We start from the raw sequence: 18,828 nt of genomic DNA, 5'->3' as shown, positions 1-18,828 counted from the left end.
GGGCGGGGAGGTCGCGGGCGGCGGGAGCCGTGGGTGACGGACCCCGAGCGCGGGCTACTCGCTCGCGATCCTAGACGAGACCGTGCTGGTGGCCGGCTCGGGCGCGTCGCCGTGGTCCGGCACGGGCAGGCGGACGCCGCCCTGCAGCGCCGAGCGGTGCGCGACGATGCCCGGGAGCGTGTACCGCGCCGCGACCCAGGCGTTCACCGGGGGGAGTGTCCCGTCGACGACCGCACGGACGAAGTCGTCGACCAGGAAGTGGTGGCTGCCCTCGTGCCCGGTCGGGACCCCGTCGTACTCGGCCGGCAGGCGCGAGGTGTCGTGCACGGGCGCGTACCCGGAGACGAACGCGTCACGCAGCGCGGGGTCGACGTCGGCGAGCCGGGGGTCGTCCAGCTCCATCGTCGGGCGGGTGTCGATCTGGTCGCTGACGTCGTGCACGGCCTCCTTGTCCTGCCAGACGCTGACCGTGGCGAGCTGCTCGAAGCTGGCCTCGGTGCCGAAGTACCGGAACCGGGACTCGCGGAGGTGCGACGGGTAGCCCACGCGGCGCATCTCGTTGATCCGCACGACGCCGCCGTTGTCGAGCTCGAACAGGGCGGTCGCGTTCGAGAAGTCGTTGTCGAACTGGCTGACCGCCTTGTCGAACACGCCGTCGTCGCGGTCGTCCTTGACGCCGATGCAGCTGACGCTGACCGCATGGCCCGGGATCGCCCCGAGCACGCCGCCGACCGAGTGCGTGGGGTAGAGCATCGGCGGGTAGCTGGCGGTGCGCTTCCACTGCTCGCCGCCGCTGTACTGGTAGGCGGCGTAGAAGCCGAGGTCCATGTCGTGCACGTAGTCGCCCTCGGCGTAGAAGACCCGGCCGAACGAACCCTCGGCCACCTTTTGCCGTGCGAACACCGTCGCCGGGTTGTAGTGGCTCGTCTCGCCCATCATGTAGGTGAGCCCGGTCTCGCGGACGGCGTCGATGATCGCCGCGATCTCCTCCTCGGTGATCGCCATCGGCACCGCGGAGTAGACGTGCTTGCCGGCGCGGAGCGCGCGCACGACGAGCGGACCGTGGGTCCACCGCTGTGTGAAGATCGCGACCGCGTCGACGTCGGACGCGAGCACGGCGTCGAAGTCCGCGAGCGTGCCGTCGAGGTGCTGCGCGGCGACGAGCTCGTCGGCGCGGTCCGCGACGACGTCGGTGACGAGCACCCGGTCGACGTCGGGGTGGACCTTGAAGAGCTTGGCGAACTGGGGCGCGAACTGGCCGGCTCCGACCATTCCGATGCTGATCATCAGTGACCTTCCGAGGTGGGGGACGTGTCGCCGAGCAGGTCGCTCCGTCGCGATCGAGTCCCAGCCTGACACAGGTGTCTACACGTGACAACCCTCTTAAGCGCGCCAAGAAATAGCGCTTGTCAGCGGAAGTCCACACGTGTAGATTCCCCGCCACGGACTGCCGACGTCAGTCCACCGCAGACGAAGGAGTCGCGATGGCAACCGAGAGCCCCTTGTCGTCACCCCTGGTGACGGCACCACCCCGGACCGTTCGGCGGGTCGACGCCGCCGCTGTCCGGACGTCCTCCCCACGGCGTCGACCACGGAACGACCTGTGGCTCGCCCTGGCGTTCATCGCCCCCGCCTCGATCGGGTTCGCGGTGTTCCTGCTGTGGCCGACGCTCCGCGGCATCTATCTGAGCTTCACCACCTACAACCTGCTCACCCCACCCGTCTTCACCGGACTGCAGAACTACGAGCGCCTGGTGCAGGACTCGATCTTCTGGCACTCGATGGCGGTCACGGTCGAGTACGTGCTGCTGAACATCGGGTTCCAGACGATCCTGGCGCTGTTCATCGCGGTGATGATGCACCGGTTGACGAAGTCGACCTTCGTCCGCGGGATCGTCCTGGCGCCGTACCTGGTGTCGAACGTCGTCGCCGCGCTCATCTGGCTCTGGATCCTCGACACGCAGCTCGGCATCGGCAACGAGGTCCTCAGCGCGATCGGCGTCGGTCGCATCCCGTTCCTGCAGAGCGACTTCTGGGGCATCCCGACGATCGCGTTCATCAACCTCTGGCGGAACGTCGGCTACACCGCGCTGCTCATCTTCGCGGGCCTGCAGGCGCTGCCGGAGAGCGTCTACGAGGCCGGACGCATCGACGGTGCGAGCGAGTGGAAGATGTTCTGGCGGATCACCGTCCCGCTCCTGCGCCCGATCCTGTCGCTCGTGCTCATCATCACGATCATCGGGTCCTTCCAGGTGTTCGACACCGTCGCGATCGCCACCCAGGGCGGACCGGCGAACGCCACGAACGTCGTGCAGAACTACATCTACAACCTGGCCTTCGGCCGGTTCCAGTTCGGCTACGCGTCCGCCGTCTCGGTGGCCCTCCTCATCGTCCTGAGCATCATCACGTTCGTCCAGTACCGGCTCTCGCGTTCCAGCGAGACGGACCTGGACTGACGGACCCCCCGGAAGCGAGTCGAAGATGACCAGCACCCTGCCCCCCGTGGTCGAACCGACCACCACCCGCGCGCTCACCACGCGCGGCGCGAAGCCACCGCGGCCGAAGCCCTCCGTCGGGCGCGTGATCGCCTGGACCGCGATGATCGCCGTCATCGTCGTGACCCTGTTCCCGTTCTACTGGATCCTCCGCACCGCGCTGTCCTCCAACGGCGCGCTGTCCGCCGACCCGACCTCGCTGCTGCCGACCGGCTTCAGCCTGGGGGGCTTCGAGCGCGTCTTCGGGCTGCAGTCCACGAAGGAGGCCCTGGTGCAGGGCGGCTCCGGCGCGGCGATCAACTTCTGGCAGTACCTCGCCAACTCGGTGATCACGGCGACGATGATCACGGTCGGCCAGGTGTTCTTCTCCGCCGCGGCTGCCTACGCCTTCGCCCGACTGCGCTGGCCCGGGCGCGACCGGGTCTTCGGGGTGTTCCTCGCCGGCCTGATGGTCCCGACGATCTTCACGCTCCTGCCGAACTTCACCCTGATCAAGTCGCTCGGCCTGGTCGACACCCTGCTCGGGATCGCCCTGCCCTCGATGCTGATGACCCCGTTCGCGGTGTTCTTCCTGCGGCAGTTCTTCCTCGGGATCTCGCGCGAGGTCGAGGAAGCGGCGCTGATCGACGGCGCCGGGAAGGTCCGGGTGTTCTTCCGGCTCATCCTGCCGATGGCCTCCGCCCCGATCGCGACGCTCGCCGTGCTGACGTACATCACCGCGTGGAACGACTACTTCTGGCCGCTGATGGTCTCGTACACCGACAGCTCCCGGGTGCTCACCGTCGCGCTCGGCGTCTTCAAGTCGCAGTCCCCGCAGTCCGGGACCGACTGGGCGGGCCTCATGGCGGCGACGCTCGTCGCGGCACTCCCGATGATCGTGCTCTTCGGCGTCTTCGCCAAGCGGATCGTCAACTCCATCGGCTTCTCCGGGATCAAGTAGGGAACCCCGCCATGACGCACTCCATCACCCGCCGCTCCCTCTTCGACGGTGGCGCCTCGGCCCTGGCGCTCGGAGCGCTCGCAGCCTGCTCGTCGCCGGGCACGCCGAACCCGAGGAGCGGTGCGACCGGCACCGTGTCGTACTGGCTCTGGGACGCGAACCAGCTCCCCGCGTACCAGGCCGTCGCGAAGGCGTTCGAGCGCGAGAACCCGGACATCCAGATCAAGATCACCCAACTCGGCTGGGCCGACTACTGGACGAAGCTCACCGCGGGCTTCATCGCCGGCACCGCGCCCGACGTGTTCACCGACCACCTGTCGAAGTTCCCGCAGTTCGCCGACCTCGACGTGCTGTACCGGCTGGACGAGCTCGAGGCGACGAAGGGCATCCGCGACGACGACTACCAGTCCGGACTCGCGCAGCTCTGGAAGGGACGGGACGGCCACCGCTACGGGTCGCCGAAGGACTGGGACACGATCGCGATGTTCTACGACAAGGACGTCATCGCGAAGGCCGGCTACTCGCCCGAGTCGCTGGCTGCGCTGTCCTGGAACCCCGACGACGGCGGAACGTTCGAGCGGGCGGTCGCGCACCTGACGATCGACGGCAAGGGTCGCCGCGGCGACGAGCCGGGGTTCGACAAGTCCGACGTCGCGGTCTACGGCATGAGCGCGAACGGCAGCGGCGGCGACGGCTTCGGCCAGACGCAGTGGTCGCCCTTCACCGGGTCGACCGACTGGTACTACACGAACACGAACCCGTGGGGCGACCGGTTCCGCTACGACGATGCCGGGTTCCAGAAGACGATCTCGTGGTACTTCGGGCTGGCGGACAAGGGCTACATGCCGAAGTACGGGGTGTTCTCGACGACGACCGGACCCGACGTGCAGCTCGGCGCGAAGAAGGTCGCGCTGTCGTTCAACGGGTCGTGGATGATCGGCACCTACGCGAACCTGCAGGGGGTCGACGTCGGCATCGCGCCGACGCCCGCCGGTCCGGTCGGACACCGCGCGTCGATGTTCAACGGCCTGGGCGACTCGATCACGAAGCAGGCGAAGCACCCCGAGGCGGCGGCGAAGTGGGTCGCGTTCCTGGGCAGTGCGGCGGCGCAGGAGATCGTCGGTCGTGCCGGCATCGTGTTCCCGGCGCGCCGGTCCGGCACGGAGGCCGCGGTCGCCGCCTACGCGGAGCGCGGGCTCGACGTGACCGCGTTCACCGAGCAGGTGTCGGGCGGCACCACGTTCCTGTTCCCGGTCACGCGGAACCCGGCCGACGTCCAGGCACTCGTGCAGCCGGCGTTCGACGACATCTACGCGAACGGCAGGCCGGTCTCGACGCTGACCAGCGTCAACGACCAGGTGAACACCCTCCTCCAGCTGACGTGAGCGGCGTGTCCGTCCGCACACCGCACTCCGATGCGGTGTGCGGACGACCGCGTTGACCGACCGCAGGAGCACGACACAGACTGGCGCCGATGACCACCCTCACCTCGCTCGTGTACATGTCCGTCGCCGTCGACGACCTCACCGACGGCCAGCTCGTCGCCATGCTCCGGGAGGCCCGCCTGCGCAACGAGGCGCTCGGGGTCTCCGGCCTGCTGCTCGCGAAGGGCGGCCGGTTCATGCAGGTCCTCGAGGGCCCCGCGTGGAGTGTCGAGGACCGCTTCGCCGCGATCGAGCGCGACCCGCGGCACCACGACGTGAAGTCCCTGTCCCGCGAGACGATCGACGCCCGTCGCTTCGACGGCTGGTCGATGGCGTTCGGCAACCCGAGCGACGTCGAGGTCCGCGACGAGCCGGGGTTCAACACCTTCCTCACCGAGCGCAGCGGACTGCCGGCCGGTCTGGCCGGCACGCCGGCCGACTGGCTGCTGCGCTGGTTCCGCGGGCGGGACCTGCAGGACGTCCCGGAGGAGCGCATCACCCTGGCACGGCACGCCGCGTAGCCGAGGAGCGCACCACCGCGACGACACCCGGACGGGAGGCGCGGTGCGGCTCCGCCACGCGCCTGGCGTCCGGGAGACTGGCACCGTGGAACGACGCGAGCAGATCCTGGTGGCGGCGGCCGAGGAGTTCGACCGCGTCGGCTTCGCCGCCACGGCGGTCGCCGCCGTCGCGCGCGGCGCCGGTGTCCCGCAGGGCACGCTCCACTTCCACTTCCCGACGAAGCTCGCGCTCGCCCTCGCCGTGATCGACGAGCAGAACGCCAGGACGTTCGCCGTCGTCGAGCACACCGACGCCTCGCCGACCGCGGCGCTCGTGCGGGCCTCGAAGGCGATCGCCGACCTGCTCCGCACCGACCCGATCGTCCGGGCCGGCATCCGGCTGTCGCTCGAGCGCGGCGAGTTCGCGGGTGCGACGTCGTCCTTCTACGAGCAGTGGATCGGCGGGATCGTCGACGTGTTCCGCCTGGCGCTCGCGAGCGGGGAGCTGCGGACCGACCTGAGCGCCGAAGAGCTCGGCGGCACGGTCGTCCCGTACTTCACGGGGGTGCAGCTCGTCGCGGAGGTCCGGAGCGGCCGCGCGGACCTCGACCCCGCCGTCGCGGTCATGTGGCGCGTGGTGGTGCAGGCCACCGCGGCGCCCGCGCACCGGGCACGGCTGCTCGCGGTCGTCGACGAGACCTTCGTCAGCGGTCGGTGAGCTCGCGGTCGCGGAACCACTTGAGCAGCCACGCGGCGCTCGTCCGGTCGAACTCGGGCGCGAAGTCCATCGTCCCGGACAGGAAGGGGCTGAAGCCCTCCTCCTCGCGGACGTCCCGCTCGTCGAGCGACCGGTAGGCCATCGACCAGCCGTCGAACCGTCGGCGCGCGATGTCCTCACGGATGAGCGACTTCACCTCGTCGTGCCGGCGGTCGCGGGAGATCGCCGCGAAGCGGTCGTCGACGCTCCACGCCGGCCCCTCGAGCAGCTGCATGAAGCGGCCGCCCTTCGCCACGAGCAGCCCGGAGACGCCGAGCGCCTCGTTGCGGAGCCGCGACTCCCGGAGCAGCTCGGCGAGCGCGTCGTCGTCGAAGGGTGTGACGGACCGGCTCATGTAGACGATGGAGACGAGCACCGGACCATCCTGGTGCATGGTCCTGGGTGCGCCGACCACTGTCCGCGAGCCGCACGCGGCGCTCACCGCAGCACGCCGAGCGCCCGGGCCTCGGACACCGCCGCGGTGCGCGAGGCCACCCCGAGCTTCGAGAAGACATGCACCAGGTGCGACTTCACGGTCGCCTCGCTGATGTGCAGTCGTCGGGCGACCTCGCCGTTCGACGCCCCGTCGGCGACGAGCCGCAGCACCTCGATCTCCCGCGCCGACAGGCTCACCTGCGGGGCCCGCATCCGGGCCATCAACCGGCCGGCGATCGCGGGCGCGAGGGCGCTCTGCCCCGAGGCCGCCGCGCGGACGGCCGCCACGAGCTCCTCGGGCGGGGCGTCCTTGAGCAGGTACCCGCTCGCGCCGGCCTCGACCGCGCCGAGGATGTCGCCGTCGGAGTCGTAGTTCGTCAGCACGAGCACGTACGGCGGCGCGTCGAGTGACCGGATCCGGCGGGTGGCGTCGGCGCCCGTGGTCTCCTGCCCGAACTGCAGGTCCATCAGCACGAGCTCGGGCGCGAGCTCCTCGGCCATCGCGGTCGCCGCGTCGGGGGTGGCGGCCTCGCCGACGACCGCGAGGTCGTCCTCGGCGTCGAGCAGCGCGCGGAGTCCCGCGCGGACGACGGGGTGGTCGTCGGCGATGACGATGCGGATCACGGGACCTCCAGGACGGCGGTGATCGTGGTGCCGCGGCCGGGGGCACTCTCGACCGTCAGCCGGCCGCCGAACTGCTCGACGCGCTCGGCCATCGCGCGGAGGCCGAAGGAGTCCGTCGCCGCCGCCCGGTCGCCGGTGGTGACCGGGTCGAACCCGACGCCGTCGTCGACGACCGTCAGTCGTGCCTCCCGGCCGTCCACGGCGACCACGACGTCGACGTGCGCCGCCCGCGCGTGCTGCACCGCGTTCGCGACCGCGCCCTGCGCCAGGCGGAGCAGCGCGGTCTCGACGTCCATCGGCAGGGCGACGTCCGGGACGGTGACGCCGACCGTGAGCCCGTCGCGGGTCCACTGCTGCTCGGCGAGCCGGCGGAGCGCGGCGCCGAGCCCCTGGTCGAGCGTCGGGGGCGCGAGCTCCCGGATGAAGCGACGGGTGTCGGCGAGTCCGTCCGCGGCGGTCTCGCGCGCGAGCCGGATGTGCTCGGTCCCCGGACGGTCGCCGTCCGCGCGCTCGGCTGCGTGCAGCAGCATCTGGATGCTCGACAGGCCCTGCGCGACGGTGTCGTGGATCTCCCGCGCGAGCCGTGCGCGCTCGGCGAGCACCCCCTGCTCCCGCTCGGTCGCGGCGAGCCGGTCCCGGGTGGCGAGGAGCTCGGCGACGAGGGCCTCGCGCTCGGCGGCCTCGCGGGCGAGCGCCCGGTACCCGAGGCCGATGAGGAGCGCGACGCCCGCGCCGACGAGCGGACCGACCACCCCGCCGACCGTGAAGCCGCCGTGCAGGCCGAGCGCCACGACCGCGACGAGCGTCGCGGCGACCACGGCTGCGGGGCCGACGACGCGGGGCAGGACGTGCAGGTACAGGAAGAAGAGCGGGAAGACCAGGTACGCGGCCTCGGGGACCAGGACGAGCAGCCCGACCCAGACGACGCTCAGTCCGACGACCCAGAGCGCGCCGGCGAGGACCCGGCGGGACCCGGCCGTGCGGGCGACGACCGCCCCGAGCAGGTAGACGACCGCGAACGCTCCGGCGAGCACGCCCGCGAGCGGCGCGGTCGGGCCGCCGACGACGACGATCCGGACGACGACGAGCGCCAGGAGCGCGGCGGACAGCACGTGCAGGCCGGTGCGGAGACCGACGAAGACCGGGGTGAGCGTGCTGTGGGCCATGTCACGGACAGCGTACGGACGGCCGGGTCGCGGCGGATCAACCGGAAGTTCGATCCCGGGACCGATCGACCCGGCGATGACCGTCGGGAGCACGGACGCGACGCTGGGGCGGAGGTCGTGGAGGGTCCACGACCGGGAAGGAACGACCGTGTTCGTCGCCTGGCGCGATCTCCGGTTCGCCCGCGGACGCTTCGTGCTCATCGGCTCCGTGGTGGCCCTCATCACCCTGCTCGTGGGGTTCCTCGCCGGGCTGACCGGCGGGTTGGCGTCGCAGAACGTCTCCGCCGTGCTCGGCCTGCCCGGCGACCGACTCGTGCTGCAGCAACCGTCCGACGGGCAGCCGTCCTTCGGCGAGTCCGAGATCGGACGGGAGGCACGGATCGGTTGGCAGACGTCGGCCGGCGTCGACCGGGTGGTCCCGGTGGGCATCGTGCAGGGGCGGGCTGCCGCCGGGAGCGGCGGCCCGGCCGGCGAGTCCGCCGCCGCTGCGGTCGGGGTGGCGCTGTTCGGGCTACCGCACGGCGGCGACGGCGTCGTCGCGGCGCTCGCACCGGACCGGGACGACGCGGTCGGCCTGTCGGCCGCCGCTGCCGAGCAGCTCGACGTGCGGGTAGGCGACAGCATCAGCGTCACCGGCACGACGTACCGCGTCGCGTCGGTCGGCGGGGACGCCTGGTACAGCCACACCCCGGTCGTCGCGATGACGCCCGACGCGTGGGCCGCGGCCGACCGCCGGCTCGGGGGCAGCGGGGCACCGACGCTCCTGGCCGTGAGCGGGTCGCCGGACTGGGACGCCGTCGCCACGGCCACGCACACCTCGGCCGCGACGCCGTTCGGGTCGCTGACGGCACTCGAGACGTTCCGGTCCGAGGTCGGCTCGCTCGCGCTCATGATCGCGATGCTGTTCGGGGTCTCCGCCCTGGTCGTCGGCGCGTTCTTCACCGTGTGGACGATGCAGCGCGCCGGCGACGTCGCGGTGCTCAAGGCCCTCGGTGCGAGCACGGCGTCGCTCGTCCGGGACGCCCTCGGACAGGCGCTCGTCGTGCTCGTCCTCGGGATCGGCACGGGCACCGCCCTCGTCGCGGTGCTCGGGGCGGTCGCCGGTGGCACGCTGCCGTTCCTCCTCAGTCCGCTCACCACCCTGGTGCCCGGCGTCGCGATGGCCCTGCTCGGGCTCGCGGGCGCCGCGGTCGCCCTCCGTTCCGTCACCGCAGCCGACCCCCTCACCGCACTCGGGAGCAACCGATGATCACCCTCGACGACGTCACCCTGACCTTCCCCGACGGCGACCGCCGTGTCACCGCGGTCGACCACGTGACCCTGACCGCACCGGCCGGGACGGTGACCGGCGTCACCGGGCCGTCCGGCTCCGGGAAGTCCTCGCTGCTCGCGGTCGCGGCGACCCTGATCCGGCCGGACGCCGGGCGGGTGCTCGTCGGGAGCGGAGCGGACGCGGTCGACGTCGCGGCGCTCTCGCGGGACGCGGCCACCGCCTTCCGCCGGGAGCGCATCGGGATCGTGTTCCAGCAGTCGAACCTGCTGCCAGCGCTGACGGCCCGGGAGCAGCTGCTCGTGATGGGGCACCTCGGCGGTGCGCGCGGCCGACGGGTCACCAGGGAACGCGCGGACGGGCTGCTCGACGCCGTGGGGCTCGCCGGGCACGCGGACAAGCGGCCCGCGCAGATGTCCGGCGGGCAGCGGCAGCGCGTCGCGATCGCCCGGGCGCTCGTGCACGACCCCGCGGTCCTGCTCGTCGACGAACCGACCAGCGCGCTCGACCAGGAGCGGGGCGGGGCCGTGATGGACCTCGTCGCACGGCTGACGCACGAGCGGGGGACGGCGACGCTGCTCGTCACGCACGACCTGGTGCACCGTGGGGCGCTCGACGCGCTGGTGACCGTCGTGGACGGGCGGGTCGCGGAGACGTCGGACGCGGGGGCGGCGTCGGTCGCGGCCTAGGATCGAGCGCATGGCGACCGTCCTCCTCCTCCGGCACGGGCGCACCACGGCGAACGCGACCGGCGTGCTCGCCGGCCGGACCGCCGGGGTCGCGCTCGACCGCGTCGGCCGCGAGCAGGCCGACCGCGCCGCCGCCCGCATCGCGCCCGTCCCACTCGCCGCCCTCGTCACGAGCCCGCTCGAACGGTGCCGGCAGACCGCCCGTGCGGTCCTCGCCCAGCAGCAGGGCAGCCCGGACGTCCGCGTCGAGCGCGCCATCACCGAGGCGGACTACGGGCTGTGGCAGGGGCGGAAGCTCGCCGACCTGGCGAAGGAACCGCTGTGGCGCACCGTGCAGGCGAACCCGAGCGCGGTCGTGTTCCCCGGCGGGGAGTCCATGCAGACCATGCAGTCCCGCGCGGTCGCGGCGATCCGGCGCATCGACGCCGAGGTCGAGGCGGCGCACGGCCCGACCGCCGTCTGGGTCGCGGTGAGCCACGGCGACATCGTGAAGTCCGTCCTCGCCGACGCCCTCGGCATGCACCTCGACCTGTTCCAGCGCATCGCGGTCGGACCGGCATCGGTGTCCGTCGTGCGCTACGGCGAGCACCGTCCCGAGGTCGTCGCGACGAACACCGACTCGGGGGACCTGTCGTGGCTCGCCGCGGCCCCGGCGCCCTCCGGTGACGCAGCCGTCGGCGGGGGAGCGGGCCACGACCGTCCGGGGACCGCCGGAGCCTGAACGGGCGTCGGCGGGCCCTCCTACAATCGGGGCATGCCCACCATCGTGCACGGCTTCGACTGGCCGGAACGTCTCGTCGTCGGGACGGTCGGCCGCCCGGGCGAGCGCGCCTTCTACCTGCAGGCACGCGACGGCCGCCGGGTCACCAGCGTCGCGCTCGAGAAGGAGCAGTCCGCGGTCCTCGCCGAGAAGGTCTCCGAACTCCTGGACGAGGTCGCGACCGTCGACGACAACCGCTTCAGCGTCCCCGCGTCCGCGCCGACCGAACTCCGCGACGCGGCTCCGCTCGACCAACCCGTCGAGCCCGAGTTCCGCGCCGGTGCGCTCAGCCTGGGCTTCGACCCCGCGACGGCGCAGGTGGTGATCGAGGCGTACCCGATCGACGAGGAGCTCGAGATCGTCACCGAGACGGACGAGGACGGCGACGAGGTCGACGCCGTCGTCGAGATCCCCGAGCCCGCCGAGGTCTTCCAGGTCAAGATCCCCGTCGGCAGCGCACGCGCCTTCGTCGAGCGCACGCGCGAGGTCGTCGCCGCCGGACGCCGGCCCGGCGACGCATGAGCGACGGCTCGCCCACTCCGGACGGTCCGTGCCCCGCCGACGGCTCGTTCGCGATCCGAGCGCGCATCCGCGAGGCCTCGAACGCCACGTTCCTCGCCGAGCTCGACGGGCAGTCCGTCGTCTACAAGCCCGTGCAGGGCGAACGCCCCCTCTGGGACTTCCCGGACGGCACCCTCGCCGGGCGCGAGGTCGCGGCGCACCTCGTGTCCCAGGCGTTCGGCTGGGACGTCGTGCCGCCCACCTGGCTCGTGGACGACGGGCCGTTCGGCCCCGGCATGGTGCAGCGGTGGCAGGACGTCGACCCTGAGCAGGACGCCGTCGACCTCGTCCCGACCGCAGAGGCCGACGCCGAGGGGTCGCCGTGGCTCCCCGTGCTCGAGGCGATCGACGAGCGCGACCGCCCCGTGACCCTCGTGCACGAGGACACCGCGGCACTCCGGCGGATGGCGGTGTTCGACGTCGTCGTGAACAACGCCGACCGCAAGGGCGGGCACGTGCTCGCGATGCCGGACGGGCACCGGTACGGCGTCGACCACGGCCTGACCTTCCACGTCGAGCACAAGCTCCGCACCGTGCTCTGGGGATGGATCGGGGAGCCGCTCGACCCGGACGAGCTCGAGGGACTCGACCGGGTGGCCGAGGCACTGCGGGGGGACCTCGGGGCGGCGCTCGCCGAGCACCTGACGCCGGCCGAGATCGACAACACCCGGGCCCGGTGCGCGGCGCTCCGCGCCGTCGGGATGTTCCCGCCGCCGCCGGGGCACGGATCGGCGGTGCCCTGGCCGCTGTTCTGACCGGACCTGGTCAGCCGAGGCTCGACGGATCGTGGGTCAGGGTCGGTCGTGGTCCGACGGACCGCGGGTCCCCGGTCAGCCGCCCCACTCGTCGCGACCCCAGCCGCCGAACAGCGGCGTGCCGCCCTGACGTGCACCGAGGTACGAGCCGACGACCGCGACCCCGAGGTCGTCGTTCTCCGGCGCGACCACGGACCCGTCCACGCGTCGGGCCATCGCGTCGATGAAGCGCGCGAGCCCCGGGTCGTCGCCGAGTCGGAAGAACGTCGTCTGCGCGCCGAGGCGTCCGGCGTTCTCGAGCTCCCGCACGGAGAGCGCGATCGTCACCGGGTCGGGCGGGTAGCCGAACCACACCTGCCCGTTCGGCTCGAGGTGCGACGTCGGCTCGCCGTCCGTGACGATGAGCAGCACGGGCTGCGCCGTCGGGTGCTTCCGGAAGTGCCGGTTCGCCAGCAGCAGCGCGTGCTGCAGGTTCGTGCCCTTGTCCCACTGGGCGTCGAGCCCGACGAGCTGCTCGATGTCCATCACCTCGGCCTCGCGGCCGAACGCGATGAGCTGCAGGTCGTCCCCGCGGAACCGGGTGCTGACGAGGGTGTGCAGCGCGAGGGCGGTGCGCTTCATCGGGACCCAGCGGTCCTCCATCGCCATCGAGAACGACGTGTCGACGAGGAGCGCCACGCACGCCTGCGTCCGCGCCTCGGTCTCCTGCACCTCGACGTCGTCGATCGTCAGCCGCACGCCGGCTCCGTCGCGACCATCGGCCGCGGTGCGCACGAGGGCGTTCGTGATCGACCGGGGGAGGTCCCACGGCTCCGTGTCGCCGAAGGCCCAGGGGCGCGTCGCACCCGAGGGCTCGCCGGACGCCCCCGAGCGGCGGAGGTCCCGCGCGCCCTGGCGTCCGGACATCCGCTCGGCGACGTCCTTGAGCAGGCTCTTGCCGAGCTGCCGCATGGCCTTCGGGGTCAGCCGGAGCTGCCCGTCCGCGCCGCGCTTCACGGCACCGGAGTTCCGCAGGGCCTGCTCGAGCCGCTGCAGGGTCCGCGCGTCGACGCCGGCCTGCTCGCCGAGCTGGCGCTGCAGGGCGTCGAGGTCGAGGTCGGCGAGGTCCGAACCGGGCCCGGACTGCGCGAGTTGGTCGGCCAGGGCGTCGAGGTCGGCGATGTCCTGGAACACGCCGGTGCCGTCGCCGAGCCCGAGGCCCTGCTCGCCGTCCATCCGCTCGGCGCCGCCCCAGTCCTCGCCGGGGCGGAGGGATCGGAGGGTGTCGTCGAGCTGACCGAGCTGGCTCATCAGGTCGGGGGAGCCGAACGCCTGCTGCGCCAGGGCGTCGAGCTCGTCCCGCTGCTCCTGGGTCATCGAGTTGCGCATGCGCTGCGCAGCGGCGGCCCGGGCGGCCAGGTCGTCGAGGAGCTCCTCGACGTTCGCCGGGTTCGACGGGAAGTACTGCCCGTGCTGCGCCATGAACGCGTCGAACTGCTCCGGGGTGTCCGTCCCCGCGCGGTGGTCCTCGAGCAGCTGGTTGAGGTCGCGCATCATCTCAGAGACCGCGGCGCGGTCCTCGTCGGTCGCGTCCTCGAGCGCCTGCTTCATCCCGGCGAACCGCTGGTCGAGCACCTCGCGCCCGAGCAGGTCCTTGATCTGCTCGTACTTCTGGCGTGCCTGCGGGCTCGTCCAGTCGTAGCCGTTCAGTTCCTGCACGGCGGCAGCGGGCGACGGCGGCAGGCTGTCGAGCTGCATCTCGGCCAGGGCCCGGTCGCCGTCGTCGAGGTCGACGTTGCGGGCGAGTTCGCCCCGCTCGGACAGCACGGCCTCGTCGAGGAGCTGCCGCACCTGCTGCAGGGTCCCGTCGAGGTTGTTCCGGCTGGTCAGCTCCCGCCGACGCTCGGCGACCCGGCGCATCAGGTCGTCGAGGCCCCGTTGCGTCTCGCCGCCGCGCCGGAGGAACTCGCGGATGGCACGCTCGGGCGAGGTGCCGCCCATGACGTCCTCACCGATGGCGTCGAGCGCCTCGGACAGGTCGACCGGCGGCGCGAGCGGATCGGGTCCGCCCTCGTATCTCCCGTAGCGGGCGTCGCGGGACAGGCGGCGGTTCTGCCTAGCCATAGACGGCCTCGCCGCCCCCGGACTCCTTGCTGATCCGGCGGGCGAGGAAGAGCCCCTCGAGCGCCAGTTCGATCGCGCCGGCCCGTTCGCCGTCGTCCGTGGCGCCGAGTCGCTCGCACACCTGGTCGTACAGGTCAGACTCGCCGATCGACGGCAGGCCCTCGAGGAAGGCCCGGGCGCTGACCTGCTCGCCGGTGGTGACCATCGTCCCGCCGTCGAGCGCCTCGATGAGGACGTCGAAGTCGATGCCCCGGAAGCGTGCCCGGACGGTCTCGGCGGTCGCGGTCCGGAGCAGGTGCTCGAGGACCTCGTCCGCCCGGTCCTCTTCTCCGTTCTCGAACTCGATCTTGCCGCCGAGCACGTCGACCGCGGTCTCGAGGTCGATCGGCCGCGCCACGGCGTGCTCCTCGCCCTGGCGTGCCGCGCGGTGGACGGCCGCGGCCGAGATCGTCTCGGCGCCGGCGATCGCGAAGCGGGCGCTGACGCCGCTGCGCTGGTCGACCGCGCTGGACTGTCGGAGCGCCCGGGTGAAGCGCGCGAGGATCTCGATCAGGGTGTCCGGCACGTCGGCGGTCAGGTGCGCCTCTTGTCGGATGACGGCGATCTCGTCGTCGAGCTCGATCGGGTAGTGCGTGCGGATCTCGGCGCCGAAGCGGTCCTTGAGCGGCGTGATGATCCGGCCGCGGTTCGTGTAGTCCTCGGGGTTGGCGCTGGCGACGACGAGCACGTCGAGCGGCAGGCGCAGCACGTAGCCGCGGATCTGGACGTCGCGTTCCTCCATCACGTTGAGCATCGCGACCTGGATGCGCTCGGCGAGGTCCGGGAGCTCGTTGATCGCGACGATGCCGCGGTGCCCCCGGGGGATCAGGCCGAAGTGGATCGTCTCGGGGTCGCCGAGGCTGCGTCCCTCGGCCACCTTCATCGGGTCGACGTCGCCGATCAGGTCCGCGACGCTCGTGTCCGGCGTCGCGAGCTTCTCGACGTAGCGCTCGTCGCGGTGCCGCCACTCGATCGGCATCGCGTCCCCGAGGTCGGCGGCGCGGCGGATGCTCGCCGTCGTGATCGGCTCCAACGGGTGCTCGCCGAGCTCGGAGCCGGCGATCACCGGGGTCCACTCGTCGAGCAGGCCCTGCAGGGTGCGGAGCAGGCGGGTCTTGCCCTGCCCGCGCTCGCCGAGCAGCACGACGTCGTGCCCGGCGATGAGGGCGCGTTCGAGCTGCGGAACGACGGTGGTGGCGAAGCCGTGCAGGCCGGGCCACGGGTCGCGGCCCTCGCGGAGGGCCTGGAGGAGGTTGTCGCGGATCTCGGCGCGGACCGACTTCTGGACGTGCCCAGCAGCGCGGAGCTCGCCGACCGTTCTCATGGTGGGTCGGGTCACGTTCCTGACGCTACGCCCGCGCACCGACAGTGTCGACGGTGGCCGCGTGGCGGACCCGGCCACGATCCTCCCGGCCGTCCCGTCCCGACCTGTGGGACGTGCGCCGTCCCGCCCGCCGTCAGCCGAACAGGCGGCGCGACGCGATCTCGGCGCCCTCGACGAGCGCGCGGAGCTTCGCCCACGCCACGTCCGACGCCACGAACTCGTAGCTCGCGAACGTCGCGAGCCCACAGTCCGTCCCGGCGACGACGCGCGTCGGGTCACCGACGGCCTCGGCGGCCTCGACGATCCGGTTCGCGACGAGCTGCGGGTGCTCGAGGTAGTTCGTCGTGACGTCGATCACGCCGGGGACGAGCACCGCGTCCTCGGGCAGCGGCAGGTCACGGAACGCCGGGAACTCGTGCGCGTGCCGCGGGTTGCCGAACGGGATGCTGAACGCCCCGACCTCGGCCCGGTACAGGTGCGGGAGCAGCACGTCCACGGGGACGTCGTCCTGGTGCGGCCCCTGCCAGTTGCCGTAGCAGACGTGCAGCCGGGTCTGCTCCTTCGGGATGTTGCGGAGCGCGTGGTTGAGCGCGTCGACGTGCAGGTCCACGGCGGCCAGGAACTCGTCGAGCGACGCGTCGCCGAAGTGGATCACCCGCTCCATCGCCAGGTCCGGCGCGTCGAGCTGCAGGACGTGCCCGCGCGCGGCGATCTCCTCGTACTCGACGCGGAGCTGCTCGGCGAGCGCGAAGACGTACTCGCGGTGGTCCCGGTAGTGCGGGTTCTGCTCGTCGAGCAGGAGCGTCGTCGCGACGATGCCGGGGGTCGCCGCGGACAGGAAGGTGCCGGCTGGCGTGCGGCCGGCCGCGGCGTTGCGGTCGAGTTCGCGGGCGAATCCGTCCAGGTCCTCGCGGATGCCGGCGCGCGCCGGGTCGTACTCCAGGACCCCCTGCGCGACCGGGGTGTCCCAGACCCGCGCGAACGTCGCGCCCTCGTCGATCTGGCGCGCCTGGAACGCCGCGTACTCCGGGAACTTGACCGAGTCGAGCGTCGGCTTGCGGTGCCCCGTCCCGCCGAAGCCGGACAGGCGCTCGCGGATGTAGGTGGAGAAGCCGACGCGCGGCACCTCGCCGTCGTTGACGACGTCCAGGCCGACGTCGAGCTGGGCGTCGACGGTCCGGGCCAGGACGGCGGCGGTCTCCTCGCGGAGCGCCCGCTCGTCGTACGCGGCGCCCTGGTCGCGGGCGACCAGGAGCGCGGTCAGCTCGGGCGTCCGGGGCAGCGACCCGGTGTGGGTGGTCAGGATGCGGTCGGTCGAGTTCTGCAGCGGCACCTCGCCACCGTACCGACGGGAGGCACGGGGCTGGTCGGACGTGACGGCTCGCGTCTGCAGTACCGCACCTCCCTGATTCTGTGAGGACGTAAAGCTGCACTCCCACTGGGAACCAGCCTGGAATCTCCGGAGTACGGTCCGCTCTCGTGAGCAGTACGACGAACGGGGCGATCAAGAGCCTGGTGCCCGCCAGGATGGACCGGCTGCCGTGGACGCGGTTCCACTGGAGCGTGGTGGTGGGGTTGGGGGTGTCCTGGATCCTCGACGGCCTCGAGATCCAGATCGTCTCGAACGCCGGCTTCCAGGCCGACCTGCACCTCTCCACGCAGCAGGTGACGTACCTCGGCACCATCTACCTGTTCGGACAGGTGATCGGTGCGCTCGTGTTCGGCCGGATGTCCGACCGGCTCGGGCGGCGGAAGCTCTTCATCCTGACGCTCGCGATCTACCTGATCGGCTCCGGCATCGCGGGACTCGCACAGGACTTCTGGTTCCTCGCGGCCTTCCGGTTCATCGCCGGGCTCGGCATCGGCGGCGAGTACGCGGCGATCAACTCGGCGATCGACGAGCTCATCCCGTCGAAGTACCGCGGCCACGTCGACATCGCCATCAACGGCACGTACTGGGGCGGTGCGGCGCTCGGTGCGTTCGCGAACATCTACCTGCTCGACACCTCGATCTTCGCCGAGAACATCGGCTGGCGGATCGGCTTCTTCCTCGGCCCGGTGCTCGGCATCGCGATCATCTTCCTGCGTCGGCACATCCCGGAGAGTCCGCGGTGGTTGATGACGCACGGCCGCGAGGATGAGGCCGAACGGACGGTCTCGGAGATCGAGGACTCGGTCGAGAAGTCGACCGGTCAGCGCCTGCCCGACGTCGACGACTCGAAGGCGCTCACGGTCACGCCGCTCGACAAGGTCGGGTTCCTCACGATCGCGCGCGTGCTGCTCCGGCAGTACCCGACCCGCACGCTCGTCGGGGCGACGATGATGATCACGCAGGCGTTCCTCTACAACGCGATCTTCTTCACCTACGCGCTCGTCCTCACGAACTTCTTCGGGCTCAAGACCTCGCAGACGTCGATCTACTTCTTCCCGTTCGCGATCGGCAACCTGCTCGGCCCGATCATCCTCGGACGGTTCTTCGACACCTGGGGTCGTCGGCAGATGATCTTCCTGACCTACCTGGTGTCGGGCCTGGTGCTCGCGACGTCGGCCTTCCTGTTCCGGGCGGACGCGATCAGCGCCACCGTGCAGGTCGTGTTCTGGTGCGTGTCGTTCTTCTTCGCGTCGGCCGGTGCGTCGAGTGCCTACCTGACCGTCAGCGAGATCTTCCCGCTCGAGCTGCGGTCGCAGGCGATCTCGTACTTCTTCGCCCTGGCCCAGATCTTCGGTGCGATCGCGCCGACGATCTACGGTGCGTTCATCGGTGACGGGTCGTCGCGCGACCCGCTGTTCTGGGGCTACCTGCTCGGGTCAGGGGTGATGATCGTCGGCGGTGTCGTCGCACTGGTCTTCGGCGTCGACTCGGCGCGGAAGGGCCTCGAGGACATCACGCAACCGCTGTCCGTCCTGACGGAGTCGTCGAAGAAGTAGTATTTCGTATCCGGAGTGTTTAGCGCGGCGATCGTCGCGCTGCAACCCTCGTGGGATG

The 18,828-nt window shown here is 71.8% G+C and carries 18 protein-coding genes; 11 read left to right on the top strand and 7 right to left on the bottom strand.

What is annotated here, in order from left to right; genetic code table 11:
• Window positions 1-54: 54 nt before the first annotated feature.
• A complete protein-coding gene (locus tag LQK89_RS12865) occupies window positions 55-1,290 on the bottom strand; it encodes a Gfo/Idh/MocA family protein (protein WP_231050802.1) in 1,236 nt (411 codons plus the stop codon).
• Window positions 1,291-1,484: 194 nt separating this feature from the next.
• On the opposite strand from LQK89_RS12865, the gene LQK89_RS12860 reads away from it, so the two are divergent.
• The 5 genes from LQK89_RS12860 (at window position 1,485) to LQK89_RS12840 (ending at window position 6,077) form a co-directional block, all read left to right on the top strand.
• Complete coding sequence (locus tag LQK89_RS12860) at window positions 1,485-2,456, top strand: carbohydrate ABC transporter permease (protein ID WP_231049324.1); 972 nt, start codon at window positions 1,485-1,487, stop codon at window positions 2,454-2,456.
• 25 nt (window positions 2,457-2,481) lie between these two features.
• A complete protein-coding gene (locus tag LQK89_RS12855; protein WP_231049323.1) occupies window positions 2,482-3,435 on the top strand; it encodes a carbohydrate ABC transporter permease in 954 nt (317 codons plus the stop codon).
• An 11-nt stretch (window positions 3,436-3,446) separates the two neighbouring features.
• Window positions 3,447-4,820, top strand: a complete 1,374-nt coding sequence (locus LQK89_RS12850; RefSeq protein WP_231049322.1) for an ABC transporter substrate-binding protein — start codon at window positions 3,447-3,449, stop codon at window positions 4,818-4,820.
• 89 nt (window positions 4,821-4,909) lie between these two features.
• Window positions 4,910-5,380 (top strand): BLUF domain-containing protein, encoded by a 471-nt coding sequence (locus tag LQK89_RS12845; protein ID WP_231049321.1) that lies wholly within the window; start codon window positions 4,910-4,912, stop codon window positions 5,378-5,380.
• An 85-nt stretch (window positions 5,381-5,465) separates the two neighbouring features.
• Window positions 5,466-6,077 carry a ScbR family autoregulator-binding transcription factor gene (locus LQK89_RS12840; RefSeq protein WP_167510125.1) on the top strand — a complete coding sequence of 204 codons (612 nt, stop codon included), beginning with the start codon at window positions 5,466-5,468 and terminating at the stop codon, window positions 6,075-6,077.
• Here the strand turns inward: LQK89_RS12840 and LQK89_RS12835 are convergent.
• From LQK89_RS12835 to LQK89_RS12825, 3 genes are all read right to left on the bottom strand, one after another.
• Window positions 6,064-6,492, bottom strand: a complete 429-nt coding sequence (locus LQK89_RS12835; RefSeq protein WP_231049320.1) for a BLUF domain-containing protein — start codon at window positions 6,490-6,492, stop codon at window positions 6,064-6,066. The genes LQK89_RS12840 and LQK89_RS12835 overlap by 14 nt on opposite strands.
• Before the next feature lie 62 nt (window positions 6,493-6,554).
• The gene (locus LQK89_RS12830; protein ID WP_231049319.1) at window positions 6,555-7,175 is read right to left on the bottom strand and encodes a response regulator; all 621 of its coding nucleotides are present in this window, start codon (window positions 7,173-7,175) and stop codon (window positions 6,555-6,557) included.
• Entirely contained in the window at window positions 7,172-8,341 is a 1,170-nt protein-coding gene (locus tag LQK89_RS12825) for a sensor histidine kinase (protein WP_144805019.1), read from the bottom strand. The genes LQK89_RS12830 and LQK89_RS12825 overlap by 4 nt, the downstream gene beginning before the upstream one ends.
• Window positions 8,342-8,489: 148 nt before the next feature.
• Between LQK89_RS12825 and LQK89_RS12820 the strand changes: the two genes are divergently transcribed.
• From LQK89_RS12820 to LQK89_RS12800, 5 genes are read left to right on the top strand one after another with little or no spacing between them, the layout of a single operon-like run.
• Entirely contained in the window at window positions 8,490-9,590 is a 1,101-nt protein-coding gene (locus LQK89_RS12820; protein WP_231049318.1) for an ABC transporter permease, read from the top strand.
• A complete protein-coding gene (locus LQK89_RS12815; protein ID WP_231049317.1) occupies window positions 9,587-10,300 on the top strand; it encodes an ABC transporter ATP-binding protein in 714 nt (237 codons plus the stop codon). Before LQK89_RS12820 ends, LQK89_RS12815 begins: the two co-directional genes overlap by 4 nt.
• Window positions 10,301-10,310: 10 nt before the next feature.
• Complete coding sequence (locus LQK89_RS12810; RefSeq protein ID WP_231049316.1) at window positions 10,311-11,021, top strand: MSMEG_4193 family putative phosphomutase; 711 nt, start codon at window positions 10,311-10,313, stop codon at window positions 11,019-11,021.
• Window positions 11,022-11,054: 33 nt separating this feature from the next.
• Window positions 11,055-11,582, top strand: a complete 528-nt coding sequence (locus LQK89_RS12805) for a DUF3090 domain-containing protein (protein WP_141862546.1) — start codon at window positions 11,055-11,057, stop codon at window positions 11,580-11,582.
• A complete protein-coding gene (locus LQK89_RS12800; protein ID WP_231049315.1) occupies window positions 11,579-12,376 on the top strand; it encodes an SCO1664 family protein in 798 nt (265 codons plus the stop codon). Before LQK89_RS12805 ends, LQK89_RS12800 begins: the two co-directional genes overlap by 4 nt.
• 75 nt (window positions 12,377-12,451) lie before the next feature.
• On the opposite strand, the gene LQK89_RS12795 is transcribed toward LQK89_RS12800, so the two are convergent.
• From LQK89_RS12795 to LQK89_RS12785, 3 genes are all read right to left on the bottom strand, one after another.
• Complete coding sequence (locus LQK89_RS12795) at window positions 12,452-14,479, bottom strand: vWA domain-containing protein (RefSeq protein WP_231049314.1); 2,028 nt, start codon at window positions 14,477-14,479, stop codon at window positions 12,452-12,454.
• Complete coding sequence (locus LQK89_RS12790; RefSeq protein ID WP_231049313.1) at window positions 14,472-15,842, bottom strand: AAA family ATPase; 1,371 nt, start codon at window positions 15,840-15,842, stop codon at window positions 14,472-14,474. The genes LQK89_RS12795 and LQK89_RS12790 overlap by 8 nt, the downstream gene beginning before the upstream one ends.
• A 133-nt stretch (window positions 15,843-15,975) precedes the next feature.
• Entirely contained in the window at window positions 15,976-17,175 is a 1,200-nt protein-coding gene (locus tag LQK89_RS12785) for a cobalamin-independent methionine synthase II family protein (protein ID WP_231049312.1), read from the bottom strand.
• 146 nt (window positions 17,176-17,321) lie between these two features.
• Here LQK89_RS12785 and LQK89_RS12780 point away from each other — a divergent pair, with 146 nt between their 5' ends.
• Window positions 17,322-18,770: an MFS transporter gene (locus LQK89_RS12780; protein WP_331000548.1), complete on the top strand. Its 1,449-nt coding sequence runs from the start codon at window positions 17,322-17,324 to the stop codon at window positions 18,768-18,770.
• The last annotated feature ends 58 nt before the right edge of the window (window positions 18,771-18,828 follow it).

The sequence above is a fragment of the Curtobacterium sp. C1 genome, from assembly GCF_021049325.1.
In the GTDB taxonomy this organism is placed as follows: domain Bacteria; phylum Actinomycetota; class Actinomycetes; order Actinomycetales; family Microbacteriaceae; genus Curtobacterium; species Curtobacterium citreum.
Note: the sequence above shows the minus strand (reverse complement) of the source record. Positions and strands in the feature narration are given on the sequence as shown.